At 30.9% G+C, this 18,040-nt stretch carries 11 protein-coding genes; 5 read left to right on the forward strand and 6 right to left on the reverse strand.

The genetic code is table 11. From position 1 onward, the window contains the following. Positions 1–497 precede the first annotated feature (497 nt). Complete coding sequence (gene carB / locus MR76_RS03175) at positions 498–3,731, forward strand: carbamoyl-phosphate synthase large subunit (protein WP_024072254.1); 3,234 nt, start codon at positions 498–500, stop codon at positions 3,729–3,731. Between the two features lie 656 nt (positions 3,732–4,387). Here the strand turns inward: carB and eplA are convergent. Continuing rightward, positions 4,388–4,702 carry an adhesin EplA gene (gene eplA / locus MR76_RS03180; protein ID WP_024072255.1) on the reverse strand — a complete coding sequence of 105 codons (315 nt, stop codon included), beginning with the start codon at positions 4,700–4,702 and terminating at the stop codon, positions 4,388–4,390. A 99-nt stretch (positions 4,703–4,801) separates the two neighbouring features. Further along, complete coding sequence (gene fumC / locus MR76_RS03185) at positions 4,802–6,187, reverse strand: class II fumarate hydratase (RefSeq protein WP_024072256.1); 1,386 nt, start codon at positions 6,185–6,187, stop codon at positions 4,802–4,804. A gap of 358 nt (positions 6,188–6,545) precedes the next feature. On the opposite strand from fumC, the gene MR76_RS03190 reads away from it, so the two are divergent. Together MR76_RS03190 and MR76_RS03195 are read left to right on the forward strand one after the other, a co-directional pair. Continuing rightward, positions 6,546–7,184 (forward strand): phosphopantothenoylcysteine decarboxylase domain-containing protein, encoded by a 639-nt coding sequence (locus tag MR76_RS03190; protein ID WP_024072257.1) that lies wholly within the window; start codon positions 6,546–6,548, stop codon positions 7,182–7,184. Positions 7,185–7,538: 354 nt separating this feature from the next. Beyond that, positions 7,539–8,882 (forward strand): dihydroorotase, encoded by a 1,344-nt coding sequence (locus MR76_RS03195; RefSeq protein ID WP_024072258.1) that lies wholly within the window; start codon positions 7,539–7,541, stop codon positions 8,880–8,882. A 401-nt stretch (positions 8,883–9,283) separates the two neighbouring features. Here MR76_RS03195 and lipB read toward each other — a convergent pair whose 3' ends face one another. The 3 genes from lipB to MR76_RS03210 form a co-directional block, all read right to left on the reverse strand. Continuing rightward, positions 9,284–9,928 (reverse strand): lipoyl(octanoyl) transferase LipB, encoded by a 645-nt coding sequence (gene lipB, locus MR76_RS03200; RefSeq protein ID WP_024072259.1) that lies wholly within the window; start codon positions 9,926–9,928, stop codon positions 9,284–9,286. 276 nt (positions 9,929–10,204) lie between these two features. After that, positions 10,205–10,831 carry a phosphoribosylglycinamide formyltransferase gene (gene purN, locus MR76_RS03205; protein WP_024072260.1) on the reverse strand — a complete coding sequence of 209 codons (627 nt, stop codon included), beginning with the start codon at positions 10,829–10,831 and terminating at the stop codon, positions 10,205–10,207. Positions 10,832–10,986: 155 nt separating this feature from the next. Beyond that, positions 10,987–12,489, reverse strand: coding sequence for a leucyl aminopeptidase (locus tag MR76_RS03210; RefSeq protein WP_024072261.1), 1,503 nt, complete (start codon positions 12,487–12,489; stop codon positions 10,987–10,989). Between the two features lie 369 nt (positions 12,490–12,858). On the opposite strand from MR76_RS03210, the gene MR76_RS03215 reads away from it, so the two are divergent. Continuing rightward, positions 12,859–13,533, forward strand: a complete 675-nt coding sequence (locus tag MR76_RS03215) for a dioxygenase family protein (RefSeq protein ID WP_024072262.1) — start codon at positions 12,859–12,861, stop codon at positions 13,531–13,533. Between the two features lie 410 nt (positions 13,534–13,943). On the opposite strand, the gene clpB is transcribed toward MR76_RS03215, so the two are convergent. Further along, positions 13,944–16,517: an ATP-dependent chaperone ClpB gene (gene clpB / locus MR76_RS03220; protein WP_024072263.1), complete on the reverse strand. Its 2,574-nt coding sequence runs from the start codon at positions 16,515–16,517 to the stop codon at positions 13,944–13,946. 390 nt (positions 16,518–16,907) lie between these two features. Between clpB and MR76_RS03225 the strand changes: the two genes are divergently transcribed. Then, entirely contained in the window at positions 16,908–17,636 is a 729-nt protein-coding gene (locus tag MR76_RS03225) for an SDR family NAD(P)-dependent oxidoreductase (RefSeq protein WP_024072264.1), read from the forward strand. The last annotated feature ends 404 nt before the right edge of the window (positions 17,637–18,040 follow it).

Genomic DNA, 18,040 nt, shown 5'->3' on the forward strand with positions numbered 1-18,040 from the left:
TTTGCTTGCATTGATCCAATAACACAGAAGATTAAAATTCCATAAGTCATGTTTTAAGCTAATATGTGATAATCAGTGGCTTATAAAGTGATTATAATTTTCTCTTAATATAAAATTCTTATTTGAACAAGTTACATGATATAATATATCACTATTACAAGTTAATTATATTTATTAGAATAATTTTTTAACACACACATGATACTAACTATCAATTCTAGTGCTTCATATTTTCAAACAAATTCAGTGATATACTTTAACACCCAGGACAGAATACATAAGATTTTTATTACCTGAATGCTCTAAAAACTTATGTTACACTGTTGTTAAAAAATAGAGATAATAGCCTCAATACACAATATGCATAGACTAATGCTATTCAACATCAAACAAAAAACCAAAAGAACTTTGCAAGAAGCATTAGTTTTTACTTTTTTTATTTTGAAGATGAAGCATTAATAGTTATAGTATTAACAATTAAATTCTTTATATACATCATGCCAAAACGTACAGATATAGAATCAATATTGGTTATTGGAGCTGGCCCTATAGTCATAGGGCAAGCATGCGAATTTGACTATTCAGGAACTCAAGCTTGCAAAGTTCTAAAACAAGAAGGATATCGAATCATTCTTATCAATTCGAATCCCGCAACAATAATGACTGACCCAGAAATTGCTGATTCAACATACATTGAACCAGTTACACCAAGTATCATTGAAAAAATAATAAAAAAAGAAAAGCCTAGTGCAATACTCCCAACAGTAGGAGGGCAAACCGCTTTAAATGCTGCAATCGATCTATGTGATGCAGGAATTCTAGAAAAATATAATGTAAAATTAATAGGAGCTACAAAAGAAGCAATAAAAAAAGCTGAGGACAGGAGTTTATTCCGCCAAGCAATGGATAAAATAGGAGTAAAATATCCAAAAAGTATAATCATAAGAAGTGCAGATGAAATAAATAATGCATTAGAGTACATAGGGTTACCAGCAATAATTAGACCATCATTTACCCTTGGTGGTATTGGAGGAGCTATATCATACAATAAAGAAGAATTTCAAAAAAATGTAAGTTATGGTTTAAGCATATCTCCAATATCTGAGGTACAAGTAGACGAATCCATTATCGGATGGAAAGAATTTGAAATGGAAGTCATGAGAGATAGTAAAGATAATTGTATTGTTGTTTGCTCTATAGAAAATATCGATCCAATGGGAGTACATACTGGAGATAGTATAACAGTAGCACCAGCACTAACTTTAAGAGATGCAGAATATCAAAAAATGCGAGATATATCGTTTTCCATACTTAGAGAAATAGGAGTAGACACTGGTGGCTCAAATGTACAGTTTGCAGTCAATCCAAAAAATGATAATGACTTACTCGTTATAGAAATGAATCCAAGAGTTTCTAGATCATCAGCACTAGCATCAAAAGCAACAGGCTATCCCATAGCTAAAGTAGCCGCAAAATTAGCTATAGGATATTCTCTAGATGAAATACAAAATGACTGTACAGAAGTCATTCCAGCATCATTTGAACCAAGTATAGATTACATAGTTACAAAAATTCCACGATTCAATTTTGATAAATTTCGAGGAGCAGAAAAAGAGTTATCAACTTCTATGAAATCTGTAGGAGAAGTAATGGCAATCGGAAGATCTTTTCCAGAATCATTACAAAAAGCACTATGTTCTTTAGAAGCTGGATACTCTGGATTAAATGAGTATTTTGACCAAAATATAGAAACAGATCAACTATATAATTCTCTTGTAAAACTATCTCCAGATAGGATATTCATAATCGCAGACGCTTTACGACACAATATCAGCATAGAAGAAATCAACAAAATTACCGGATATGACACTTGGTTTTTAACACAAATACAAAACATTATACAATGTGAACAACAAATAAAAGATCATGGTCTACCAAAAGAAGCAGATGGGTTGTTACTATTAAAGAAAATGGGATTTTCTGATACAAGACTCGCATATTTAAGTAAAACCACTGTAGAATATATAGAAAATCTTAGGAAATCTTTGTCAATAAAACCTGTATACAAGCATATAGATACTTGCGCAGGAGAATTTAAAACCAATGCATCATATATGTATAGTTGTTACGAAGGTGATACCATTAATGCTCCTGAATGTGAATCTATTGTAACAAACAATAAAAAAGTAATAATTCTAGGAAGTGGTCCTAATCGTATTGGTCAAGGTATAGAATTTGATTACACATGTGTACATGCAGCATATACCATTAGACAAATGGGATACGAATCTATAATGATAAATTGTAACCCAGAGACTGTCTCAACTGATTATGATATTTCAGACAAGCTATACTTCTCTCCTCTAACAAGAGAAAGTGTTTTAGATATTATATATAAAGAACAAGAAACAAATTCTTTACTAGGAGTAATAGTACAGTTTGGTGGACAAACACCATTAAAGCTTGCGAAAGTACTACAAGAGAAAAATATTAATATCCTTGGAACATCTTTTGAGTCAATAGATTTGGCCGAAGATCGCATGAAATTTCAACAGTTGCTTACACAATTAAATTTAAAGCAACCCTCTAACATAACTTGTAACTCAATACATGAAGTACACGAGCGCATAAGAGATTTAACGTTCCCCATACTAGTGAGGCCATCATACGTACTAGGAGGACAATCAATGTCAATTATTCGTGATAATAATGCTTTATCAAACTACTTAATTACGCATCAGAATATATTTGATCATGGATCATTGTTGTTAGATCAATTTTTAACTCATGCAGTTGAAGTAGATGTAGATGCCATTTGTGATGGGGAAAGCGTTTATATAGCAGGAATAATGGAACATATAGAAGAAGCTGGTGTACATTCTGGTGATTCCGCATGTTCTTTACCTTCATATACTTTAACATCAGAAATAACAGATACTATAACAGAACATACAAAGAAAATAGCACTCGCATTACAAGTTAGAGGATTTATTAACATACAATATGCAATACAAGATAGTGAAATTTACATATTAGAAGTCAATCCAAGAGCTAGTAGAACTGTACCTTTTATTGCAAAAGCTACAGGAGTTCCAATAGCAAAAATTGCAACAGAAGTATTATTAGGTAAAAAACTTCCTGACACCTTCGAAAAAACATCCACCCATATAGCCGTAAAAGAAGCTGTATTTTCTTTTTCAAGATTTCCAAACATAGATGTTTTACTCGGACCTGAAATGAAGTCTACAGGTGAAGTAATGGGAATTGACAAATCATTTGAAATAGCATTTGCAAAAGCACAAATGGCCGCTGGCTATGAATTGCCCACAGAAGGTGCTGCTTTTATATCTGTCAAAGATTCAGATAAACCACTTATTGTTAAAACAGCTCAAATATTAAGAGATATTGGGTTTACTATACTTTCAACTAAAGGTACATCAATTTATCTAAATGAAGCAGGTATTATTACAGAACATGTTAATAAAGTAAGAGAAGGTAGACCACACATATTAGATCTACTGCAAGATGATAAAATAAACCTAGTAATTAATACTTCAGAAGGCATAAAGTCTTTCTCAGAAAGTAGCAGTATAAGAAAAACTGCACTTATAAAGAAAATTCCATACAGTACTACAATACCTGGAGCAAAAGCTTTAGCATTAGCAATAAAAACACTAAAAAAACAAGGTATTGAAGTAGAATCCATGCAGGAGTACACAAAAAAATCATGATTATTACTTTCTAAAAAGTTTTTAATGTTTTTTCACACTACCATTTAAATCTCTATTATATTAATCATTAAAAAAGGAAGAACCGTGATATATTCTTACTTGAATATAAAGTTTGACATCAACATGATTAATTTAAATCACTAAAGATATCGGTATATAAGCAATCCTTATTACTAGCACTTTAAATACAAGTATAATATACTTAAAACTAATGGATTCTAATGACGAGCAGCCTGTTATGGAGTAAGCAAATTTTTAACAATATCACCTATAGGAAGAAGTAAGGAAACCCACTACCTGATAATAGAATTAGAAGAATAGCTACAGATACATTTTTTTTCTTAATGAATAAAAGTTGATATATTATTAATAACCACCTGAAACTTCTTTTTATTCAACCAATTTTATAAAACTGTTTCATAAAAATGCCATACACAAACAGCATTGTATGACATAACCCTGATAACCCCAAGTAAAAAAGCTTTTTAATATAACAAACAAATTTTAGCAATATTACCTACTGAGGGAATGTAAAATATCTACTTGAAATGAGATAAGTAAACTCGTTCTTAACTCCATATGAATATAAAAACCTACATAAAACTAACAAAAAGCGGTTGAACCCTACAAAGTATGAAATAATTATGCAACAAATTTTATGCTTCTTCTTTAGGTTTTAATATCTTACGTTCCAGTCTTAAAATACGCTTTTTAATTACTTTTATCTCTTCTATTAAATCTCTATACTGAGTACTGCTAACAGACTCAGAAGTAGAAGACCCTATACGTTTAAGTTGATCTCCATCATTAACCGCATCCACATCATTATTTTGATTGTTTGCTGCCATAACTCTTTCTTGAATTTTCACAACGGATTCAAACATTTGATCAAAGGTTTTACTATCACCTACAATCTCCTTTACCGTATCTATATACTGTTTTATTACATTTTTGTAGTCTTCTTCTGCCATAAAATCACTTTTAATTAAAAAATACAATACTTTATGTTATAATAACATGTATCAACTGTCAACAGTGTTAATTATTAAACAAGTTGGATCAAGTAATATTTAATTCATAGGATGTATCATATTTTCTGGATTAACAATTTCATCGAATTCTTCTTCAGTTATTAAATTAAGCTTAATTGCAGCACTTTTTAATGTTATTCCCTCATCAAAAGCAGTTTTTGAAATTTTTGCCGCATTATCATAACCTATATGTTTATTCAATGCCGTTACCAACATTAAAGACTGATTTAACAAAAAAGAAATACGATTTATATCAGCTTTTATACCATGTACACATTTCTGAGAAAAATTAATACTAACATCAGATAGTAATCTAATAGATTGTAAAACATTATAAATAATGACTGGCTTAAACACATTTAACTCAAAGTGACCATTTGATCCTGCTACAGTAACAGTCATATGATTTCCCATAACCTGAGCACATACCATAGTAACAGCCTCACATTGTGTAGGATTGACTTTCCCAGGCATTATAGAAGACCCAGGCTCATTAGCAGGCAATATAATTTCCCCTATTCCACATCTTGGTCCTGAACTAAGTAATCTAATATCATTAGCTATTTTCATTAAACTTACTGCAAGTACATTCAAAGCACCACTAAATTCAACTAATGCATCATGTGTAGCTAATGCCTCAAATTTATTAACAGAAGCAATAAAATTGAATCCAGTTAATTTTTTTATCTCATGTGCAAAATGTACATCAAACTGTTTTCTAGAGTTAATACCAGTACCTACTGCAGTACCACCCTGAGCTAACTCAAGTAAATGACCTAATCCTGATTTCACTCTATTCATACCCTGTAAAATCTGATATGCATATCCAGAGAATACCTGTCCTAAAGTTAACGGAGTAGCATCTTGAAGATGAGTACGTCCAACTTTAACAATATTTTGGAAAGCAATAGACTTACTACTCAAAGCATCATATAAATTCTTTAAATTTGGCAATAATGAATTCTCAGTTTCAAGAACAGCTGCAATATGCATTGCTGTTGGAAAAGTATCATTAGAAGATTGAGAATAATTAACATGATCATTTGGATGCACAGGATACTTACTACCTTTTTCTCCACCTAATATTTCAATTGCACGATTTGCTATTACTTCATTAACATTCATATTAGTTTGAGTACCAGAACCAGTTTGCCAAATTACCAAGGGGAATTCATCATCAAATTTACCATCTATAACTTCATTTGCAGCATCACAAATTGCATTACCTATCACTTCATTAATATCACCATTTTTTATATTGACACGAGCTGCAGCTAACTTAACAAGTCCTAATGCTTTTATTAAAGGCTTAGGCATTTTTTCTGAACCAATTTTAAAATTATCAATAGAACGCTGTGTTTGTGCTCCCCAATAATGACATGCAGGAACATTTATTTCTCCCAAACTATCTCTTTCTTTTCTCATATTTCCTGAATCTCCAACTGACATGCTACTATTATATAATGAAGTTTTATATGTATGTCCACTACAACTACACAATTATGTACAACATTATACAAGAATTTCAGTGCTGTAGCATTTCTAAGTTAAATTAGCTCTACTTTATTAACATCTTCTAAACCATCAATAAATATCAAACTGGATAATACTCTATCTACAGACTGAACGGTAGTTCGAATAACAACCGGACCAACACAAGAAACAACTATTTCATCAAAAATATTCTAAGAACAGTTTAACCGAAACATACAATTGCTGAATAAATTATTGTGAATCATTGTAATTTCGTACTAAAATGAACGTTTAAATATTTCAGTATTTTATGGTTAATGTCCTAATAACAGCCGGACCAACACAAGAATCAATCGATCCAATCAGATACATTACTAATAGCGCATCTGGGAAACAAGGATATGCTATTGCAGAGCATATGAATAAAATTGGTTGGAAAATAAATTTAGTTTCTGGTCCAGTCACTATTCACAGTCATAACATACAAAATATATTTCATGTCAAAAATTGCAATGAAATGTTACAAACTTGCATAAAATTACTACCAGTAGATGTTGCAATTTTTACAGCAGCAGTAACTGATTGGTGTCCTGCATATTCTACTAGAAAAATAAAAAAACATGAAATTACAAATATTAGAATCACTAATAATCCAGATATTGTGCATTGTATAAGTACTCATAAAAAAAGACCGAAACTGGTAATTGGATTTTCACTCGAGTCAGAAAATGTCATAGAAAATGCAAAAATCAAACTAGAAAGAAAACAATGCGATTGGATTATCAGCAATACAACAATCATTAACAATGAACAAGTTATGGGAAATGACTATAACAAAATCACCATTATTACTAAAGATCACTATCAAGAATTTCCTATAATGTCTAAAAAAGATATAGGTCAATTAATTACAGAACAAATCATAAATTTTCTAGCTAATAAAAAATAAAAAAAGTTATCCTCAAACCCATCATCAAGTAGTTTCAAAAATCTGAAGTTACAGTACAATTAGATAAAATCTAGAACATAAAAAAGAACTTAGTAAAATTCAAAGCTTCAAAGTTCACATAATATCAGTAAAAATGAATACAACATTATGATGTATGAGTTAAGTAACACAATAGAATCCAAAATTTAAAAAAACTTATACAATAACACATAAAATTTTTCATAATATAAATAAAAAATACAATTTATAATACTACATATGCTATATATAAATATTGACTATTCAACAATTTACATATATGGTTACAATGTTTATATGAATTACTCATTTATTGGTTTTCTAGGCATTTGAAACATGTATAAACAATCTTGGGAGTTGTTAGGCAGTGGGCAGCATGCAGGTTTTACTGTCGCATATATTAATGCAAGAATTATTGATCCAGAATCTAAGTTAGATATAAGAGGTTCACTACTTACCAAAGGAGATAAGGTCCTTGATTTTGGGCCTGATCTGTTTGCTAATGGCATACCAAGTACTGTAGATGAAGTTGTAGATTGTAATAATAATATATTGATGCCAGGTTTAATCGATATCCATGTGCATTTCCGTGAACCAGGACAAGAACATAAAGAAAATATCAATACAGGAAGTAAATCTGCTGCAGCTGGAGGTGTAACAACTGTAGTTTGTCAACCCAATACCATCCCTACTATTAGCAGCGTCATCATTGCAAAATACATTAAAATGAGAGCTTTAGAAAGTGCGTACGTCAACATAGAATTTTATGGTTCTATAACAAAACCAGATAACTCATTATCCGACATGGCTTTACTAAAAGAGGCAGGAGCAGTTGGTTTTACTGATGACGGTATGCCAGTGATGAATTCTCTAATAATGCGACAAGCACTAATTTACTCAAGCATGCTAGATACCGTCATAGCTCAACATGCAGAAGACTTAAATATATCCAATAATGGATGCATTAACGAAGGAACAGTGTCATACGAACTAGGACTGAAAGGTATACCTGATATTTCAGAATCCATAATAGTAAATCGCGATATTGCTTTAATGAAAAACATTAAAAATGTACATTACCACATTTTACATGTTTCATCTCAAGATTCTCTAAATATAATAAAACAAGCAAAAAGTCAAGGATTAAAGGTTACTTGTGAAGTAACTCCCCATCACTTAACTTTAACTGAAAAGGATATTATAACACATGGTAGTCTTGCAAAAATAAACCCTCCTTTACGAACTGAAAATGATCGTCTTAGTATGATAGAAGGATTAAAAAATGGCATAATAGATTGTATAGCAACAGATCATGCTCCACATGATATAAACTCTAAAGAACTACCATTAGATACAGCTGCTTTTGGCACAGTTGGACTTGAAACAATGCTTCCAATTTCTTTAGAACTATATCATAATGGTACTATGCCTTTAATAGATTTACTTGCAACACTGACATATAAACCAGCTGATATCATAAAAGTACCAAGAGGACGTATAAAAAAAGGTTACGCTGCAGACCTAATCATATTAGACTTAGATCACAGATGGGTAATTGATACCTCAAAATTTGCAAGTAAATCAAAAAACTCTCCTTTTCATAACCGAAAGGTAAAAGGTAAAGTTTTAAGAACTATAGTATCTGGTAAAACTATTTATAGAGCAGAAATCATAAATTAAGTTACTACTTGCTTAAATATTTATTAGTTCTTGCATTAAATTACTGTTATTATTAATTTACATAAAATACTTAGCAGTACTAACTAATTTAAAAAAACTTATCAATTTAACTCAATTTGTATTTACATAGAATTACTTTATCAAACAAAGATTAAAGTATTATCTATTTTATTACATTTCATATCAAAACTAGTATGATCATTGATTCACACAAAGTGACAAACTTCCATAGAAAATTTATATAGTACCTTCAATATAAAAAAGATGCATTAAATCCAACACATCTATACAGAAATCTTTTTCACAGTTATCAATAACAATCATACTTTGTCATAAGTGATTATTAAATATGAGCAATAAAGTAATCAAAGACATGTAATACAATATCTTATCATTCCATGTTAGTTAAAATTAGAAAAAATTTCATAAAATTTCTTCTTTAACACAATATCAAATTCTTCATAAGAAATATCAACTCCTAATTGCTTAAGAGAAGTAATACCATAATCTTTTATACCACATGGTATTATACCTGAATAATGAGAAAGATCTGTGTAAACATTTACAGATACTCCATGATAAGTTATCCATCTCCTTATTCTGATTCCAAATGCAGCAATTTTTTTTTCAGTACCACCATGAGTTACCCATACCCCTATCAAGTCAGGATTAAAATACGATTTTACTGAAAAATGATTTAAAGTTTCAACAATCCAATTGCCTAAAGTTTCAACATACAGTCTAACATTACACTTACTTCTAATTTTTAAATTCAGCATAATATAAGCAATCCTTTGCCCAGGACCATGATAAGTATATTTACCACCTCTATTCGTAGCATATATAGGGAATAAATGTCTAATCAGTAAATCCTCAATTTTAGCTCCAGTACCAGCAGTATACAATGGAGGATGTTCTAGCAACCATACTAACTCTTTTTGCAATCCATTAAAAATACCCTCTACCCTCTGCTGCATAAAGCAAACTGCTTCTTGATAATCTATTTGTGAAGACTCTACTTTCCATTCTATTAAATTGCCTGACATAAATTCAATACACACCAAGAAAAATTTCTACAGTATTGTATCCTTAATAATAAAATATAATTACAGTATTATACAATTAAAACGCAAGCATAGATATAGTAAGTAGAATTAAAATTAAATTAACTGCAAAACTTAAATTAAACAAAATGAAAATGCCATTCTACTAAAATCTTACATAAACTAGATATCATTGTATACATAATTACAAACTATACTACATACGAGTAAAAAACATATATAAATATAACCAAAACCTTGCATTACCATATAGAGAAACTAGATAGTCTCATTGTAAAACATATGTAACAATTCCATCGACGTTGCCAAATTTTCATTAAGCTGAAGTTGATTTAGCGCTATCAATTCCACAGCTTTAGGGTAGCAAATATGTTCCATCTTTAAGATTCTATTGGAAAGGTCTGTAACACTATCTGATGAAAAAACAGGAACTGCTGCCTGCATAATAATAGGCCCACCGTCAACTTCTGGATATACATAATGTACAGTACACCCTGCTATCTTAACTCCAGCATTCAATGCTTGAGACTGTGCATTCAGACCCTTAAAAGATGGTAAAAGAGAAGGATGTATATTAATGACTTTATGGAACCACCGATTAATAAAGCTTTCAGGTACAATACTCATGAACCCTGCAAGGCATACTAAATCTACTTTATACTCTTTAAGTATACTATCAACAGCATCAAAGTCTAATGGACGCCCTTGAAGTACAAAAGTTTTAATATTACTTTGTTGCGCAATCAACAACCCATTTGCATTAGGGTTGTTAGAAATTACACAAGACACCTCTGCAGGGAAACCATCACATGCACAAGCATTAATTAATGCTTGCATATTAGAACCCCTTCCTGAAATCAAAATACCTAACTTAAGTGGTACCATATAATTAAGCTACCCATATATTAATCACGTATAAATAGTATTAAAATAAATAAAATCTTATCTAAACACTAAACTGACATAACGTCCTATAAAATTTAACACAAGACTATAATTTAATGCACATTAACGGAGATATTATACCCTACTACAATATCTTAATGAGCTTCATAGTATTTTAATATTAACCTATTTAGTAATCTTATACCAAACCCAGTTGCACCTTTAGGACATATTTCATTACCCTCATTGTCCCATGCCATACCTGCAATATCTAGATGCGCCCAAGGAGTGTTATTTACAAATCTTTGTAGAAACTGCGCAGCAGTAATACTATCTGCACCATATCCTTTTGTTGAAATATTTTGCATATCAGCAACTGAAGAATCTATAAGTTTATCATATGCATCATCCAAAGGTAATCTCCATAATTTCTCACCAGATTCATTACCAGCAACAATTAATTGGTTTGCAATAGCATCATCATTTGAAAAAACCCCACCATATTGGTTATTCCCTAACGCTACAACTACTGCACCAGTCAAAGTTGCTAAATCTATCATTAATTTTGGGGTAAACATTTTTTGAGTATACCATAAAGCATCAGCTAAAACTAATCTACCTTCTGCATCAGTATTTAACACCTCGATAGTCTGTCCAGACATTGAAGTTACAATATCACTTGGCCTCTGTGCATTGCCTCCTATAGCATTTTCAACTAATCCTACTACCCCTATAGCATTAACCTTTGCCTTTCTTGCTGCAAGAGTGCGCATAATACCTACAACAGAAGCAGAACCAGCCATATCATACTTCATATCCCACATACCTTTAGAAGGCTTTAAAGATATCCCACCAGTATCAAAAGTCACTCCTTTTCCAACAAATGCTATAGGACTGTCTGTTTCTTTACCTCCATTCCATCTCATCACTACAAGTCTAGACTTCTTAGCACTACCTTGACCGACACCTAGAAGTGCCATCATCTGATTTGATTTCATGTAATCTTCATCAAATATTTCAACTTTAATATCTACTTTACTCAACTCTTCATATATCATCTGAGCATAAATTTCTGGATAAAGAACATTAGGAGGCTCTGATACAAAAGAACGAGCTAAAAACACTGATTCACCTTCAGCTTTTAAAATATCAAACAAAGAGGCTGTTTTTTGAGAATTACTCTTTGAAAAGAATTCTAACTTACGCACATAAGTTGCATGATCATCTTTTTTTTGCACAAAATATTTATCAAATTTAAAACTACGTAAAAATGCTCCATAAGCAATATTAGCTATAATATCACTATCATTACTGTTGATAATTGAAGCTTCTGATATTTTCATTTTATTAAGTTCAGAATATATGATACCACCAATTTTTAAAGATTTGGTTTCATCAAACTCTTCAGCTTTACCTAACCCTACTACTATTACTATAGGACACTCTTTACCTAATCCAACAATCGGCAATATTTCTGCAAATTTACCATTAAAAGATTTATAACCTTCTACCACTTTCATGATTTCTTCACTATGATCAGCTAAAGCATTGTAGTCTTCTAAGTGATTACTACCTTCAAAAATACCTACGACTATTGCTGTTGTTTTTAAGAATAAAGATACTCCTGGCATCAAACTTGAAAATGAGATATCTATCATATGACTATCCTAAATTGGCATTTATCAATATATGCCTCACTCTAACTCTTTTCACAAATTTTTCAAGTAAAATCTTAACATGATACTAATATAATAATTAATTGGTTAATTTTTATAGACCTACATTATATCTTATAGGTACAGCATAACTTCTATTTATAAAAAAGCATTATTTCCATATGAGATATGAAACATCATGATAAATAATCACATAAAAGTTTTTTAACAATTACAATAATTAGCATTTATAATATTGCTGCAACAAGAAATTATTAGGATAACATGATAGTTGTAAAGTAAACTTAACTTAAATCATGATCAAATATTAATCTTGTTTATGACTAAAAGTATTTAAATTATGGTAATAAGATGAACTATTTCGCAAAATTATTATTATGTTTATCCACAAGTATAATATGTACACATAGTGCAATGGCAACTGATCCAACACTTATTCAATGTCAAAAAACTCCTGAAGTCTATGACCTCAGCAATAAACCAAGTAAATTTTCACTATCAAATAATTTACGACGTAAGATGAGTAGTCCATTATCAGCCGATGGAGAATTGATATATATTGTTGGCAAAATCACTGACACAAATTGCATACCTATAGCAAATGTTAATGTATTTATCTGGCACACTAATGCACACGGAATATATCAAGACAGCCAAGATTATGATCACAGATCAGAGCTTATTCCAGAAAAGTTAGATATGTATGATTACCAATTTATCGGATCAGGAAAATCAGTAACTGATAACTTAGGAAACTACAATTTTATAACCATTATCCCAGGTACCAATAACGAAAATAAAGTTCCTCGTGTACACTTCATGTTGCAGAAGTCAGAATCTCCTGATTTTAATACAACAATGTTTTTTCCAGAATATGATAATTCAGTAGATAACCAATTTAAAAATATAGATCCTAGCTTACAAGATTTATTAGTAGGACGGTATACTAAAAATACACTCGGAATAAAAACTTACTACTTTAATCTTACAATTGAGGATAAAAATCTATACAAGTCTTATAAATAAAACACTTTATTACATATCACATACATACCCAACACCCCATTCAGGGGTGTTGCTCGTATATATTAATAGTATTAATATACTACAACAATTCAGATAATACTTCCCAATTTATTACAGTTACAGTCTATAAACTTAACACGCAGTCATAAGAAATACCAGACACATTACATTTTTATAAACAGATTAACTTAAGAATTCACTTACTTAATAAATTCTCAACCACTTGCAAAAACAGCAATACTTAACATTATATAAAAAACTGTATCCTAGAAATCAATTTCTAAATGCTTATTACTTATATAACTACACACAAGCTAACAACATTTTACAAATTACCTGTTATCTATAAAAAATGAATTCAATACCACATCAAAAAATAAAAACCCTTATAGCGAACATTTATTCATTATCTATAGCTTGTTAATAGCTAAATCATCATTTAACAAAACTACTTCAAGTCTATCTCCTTCATTAATTTGATTCGCAAGAATTAATTTCGCTAAATTATTTTGTACCCTTTGTTGTATTAATCTCTTTAAAGGCCTAGCTCCGTATACAGGATCATAACCATTATCCATTAACCACAATTTTGCTTCTGAAGACAAACTAATCTTTAACTTCTTTTGATCAATAATTTTTTGCAATAGTGAAAATTGTATATCTATAATCTTCTCTATATGCTCCTTAGCTAATCTATGAAATACAATAATTTCATCTAGTCTATTTAAAAATTCTGGACGAAAATGATGTTGTAGTACACTAGTTATAGATTTTTTTACCGATTCCTTATCCACATCCTCTTTATTATTAATTAATATTTCCTGTCCTAAGTTTGATGTTAGAACCAATATTGTATTACGAAAATCAACTAACTTTCCATGATTATCGGTTAATCGTCCTTCATCTAACACCTGCAATAAAATATTAAAAATATCCCCATGTGCTTTCTCTATTTCATCAAAAAGTATTACTTGATAAGGTCTCCTTCTAACAGCCTCAGTTAACATACCTCCTTGATCATATCCTACATACCCTGGAGGAGCACCTATTAACCTGGATACAGCATGTTTTTCCATAAATTCTGACATATCAAATCTTAAAAGGGCAGACCTATCACAAAATAAAAATTCAGCTAATGTCTTAACCAACTCCGTTTTTCCTACTCCAGTAGGTCCAAGAAACAAAAAAGATCCTAATGGTTTATTAGCATCTTGTACTCCTGCACGTGATCTTCTAACAGCATCACTTACTGCTTTAATAGCACTTTCCTGCCCAATAACCGTTTTCCCTATTTCTTCTTCCATACGCAGTAATTTTTCCTTCTCATTACTCATCATGTTTTCAATAGGAATGCCTGTCCATCGCGATACAATACTTGCTATATCACTTTCAGTAACTTCTCTCTTTAACATGTTACTACTAGGCTTTTCACATTTTGCTAGTTCTTTTTCAAGTTCCGGAATAATTCCATACATTAATTCACCAGCTCTATCTAAATTACCAAACCTCTGAGCTTTTTCTAAATCATTTCTCGCGTTATCTAATTTTTCTGCACATTCTTGCATCTTAGATATTTTTACTTTTTCGGCTTGCCACTTACTATTTAACTCTGTCGCTTGAATACTTAATTTATCTAATTCTTTATTCAATTGCACTAAGCGCTGTTTTGAAGATTCAGTATTTTCCTTCTCTAAAACTCCAGCCTCAATTTTCAACTGAATAATTTTTCTATCTAATTCATCAATTATTTCAGGTTTACTATCAATTTCTATTCTTACACGACTCGCTGCTTCATCAATCAAATCTATAGCCTTATCTGGCAAGAATCTATCTGTAATATAACGATTTGACAAAGTTGAGGCTGCAATAATTGCACTATCCATAATTCTAATACCGTGATGTACCTCATATTTTTCTTTTAGCCCACGTAAAATAGATATAGTGTCATTAACAGTAGACTCAGAAACAAATACAGGCTGAAACCTTCTAGCCAATGCTGCATCTTTTTCTATATGCTGCCTATATTCATCTAATGTCGTTGCTCCTATACAATGTATTTCACCTCTTGCTAAAGCTGGTTTTAACAGATTTGATGCATCCATTGCTCCATCTGTAGCACCCGCCCCAACTAATGTGTGCAATTCATCAATAAACAATATAATAGTACCATTAGATGCTATTATTTCATTAATTACAGATTTTAACCTCTCCTCAAATTCCCCTCTATACTTAGTACCAGCAACAAGCATTCCAAGATCTAACGCCATTATTTTTGTATGTCTTAGACCAACAGGAACATCACCTACCACAACACGCTGTGCTAAACCCTCAATAATTGCTGTCTTACCAACCCCAGGTTCTCCAATTAACACAGGATTATTCTTTGTTCTGCGTGATAAAACTTGCATTGTACGTCTAATTTCTTCATCTCTTCCAATCACTGGATCAAGTTTTCCAGCCATAGCAGATTCAGTAATATCTTTAGCATATTTTTTTAGAGCATTGAACTTCTGTTCAGAATTAACAGTATCAGCTTTGGATCCATTACGCATATTAGATATGAGTGATTCTAATTTAACAGGCGTCACTCCATGTGCAAGTAGTATTTTGCAAACATTAGTATCTTTGACTATCGCAAGAGCTTGTAATAATCTCTCAACAGTTACATAAGTATCCTGATTCCTTTTTGCAAGACTAACAGCTTCCTCTAAAACTTGAGCCATTTCTTTTGATAAATGTATATGACCACTGCCACTCCCACTTATAACAGGTAATTTACTTAGAGAGAGTTTTACATCATTATATATTTTATCAATATCACACTCACATGAAGTTAACAATAACTCAACAAGCTCATCTTTATCATCTAACATTACTTTCAGTAAATGCTCTGGCAATAAAGACTGATGCCCTGACGCAATTGCTGCAGTTTGTGCTTGCATTATTAAATTCTTCGATATATCAGTAAATTTATTGAGATCCATAATTAGCCTGACATAAATTATCTAATCTAACATATAAACATTGTTTACAAAAATTAAAGATATACTTAATTAATTTTATTTCTAAAAGATATCTTTATTAATAATTATACACTAATACACACAGTATAAACCCCCATTAGTAAACTTATCTTTTTAATGTAAATAATCACTTAATGTATAGTTAATAACAACAATGCAGCAAATAATTTTTATATAATTCTTATAACAATATAATTATAAATCATACATACTAACCATAATAAAAAACCAATCAAACTTCTTAATGAAGCAGTAACCTGAACACCAGGTGTTTATACTTTCCATTGTTTTACTTGCCAACTCAATTGATACTGCTTATTATCTGAATATCACAAAACAATAGGGTACTGTATGGAGAAACAATTAGCAGGTAAAGTAGCAATCATTACAGGTGCCTCTGGAAGTGTGGGATCAGCTGTTGCGAAAAGATTTGCTAAAGAAGGAGCTTGCCTTATTTTAGTAGCTAAAAATATTAACAAACTAAATGCTGTATATGATTCTATAAAAGAGTCAGGAGGTGATGCAATGTTAGCATCAGTTGACCTACAAGATTGTGATACAATAAAAGATTTTGCAATGTCCATAGACAGCAAGTTTAAAAGCATAGATATATTAATATTAAACGCAGCTGTAGTAGGAGATCTTAGTCCTACACAAGACTACGAGTATGATACATGGAAAAGGGTAATGGATATAAATTTTATAGCTAATTGGCATTTAATAAAATATTTCGACCCACTACTAAAACTTTCTCCAGCTGGTAGGGTAATTGCTGTTACTTCTGAAGTTACACAATCACCATCCAGGTATCCATACTGGAGTCCATATGCGTCTAGTAAATCTGCACTAGAAACAATGCTGAAAATATATGCTACAGAAACAAAGCATAGTAAATTATGTGTCAATATGGTATACCCGCCACTAATGTATAATGATATATATGCTCAAGCCCTACCAATAAAAGAAACTGCACAATTAGCAATCCCAGAAAGTTTTACTGATAAGTTCATAGAATTATCATCTAACCAATGTAATGTAACAGGACAAATTTATAAACTAGGACCAGAAGATGAGTGCTAGTATTTTTATCTTCCAAAATTAGTCTCTATGTTATAAATCGAATTTCCAAAATTATATACGTAATACACTTCTTGACAATTTTAGGATAAGTATTTACCTCGGTAAACCAAGTTTACAGATACAACATAAAATTAAAAATCTATAATTGCAATCTACTTTATAATAATCAAGACATGTCACTACCAAAACCAGTGCCTTTACATACATAGTTACTTTTAGTTACGACAAACATTAGAAAATACACAACTAAAAATTATCTTGTTTTTTTAATAATGTTTATTTCCTAGTACATAAATTCATAAAAACAACTACTATTGATTACCTATTCCACAGCAATAAATTAAAATTTATACAATATAAAATAAGGACATGAACACAATTACAAGATAACAAGCTTAATTATT

The sequence above is a fragment of the Ehrlichia muris AS145 genome (genome assembly GCF_000508225.1).
Lineage (GTDB): Bacteria > Pseudomonadota > Alphaproteobacteria > Rickettsiales > Anaplasmataceae > Ehrlichia > Ehrlichia muris.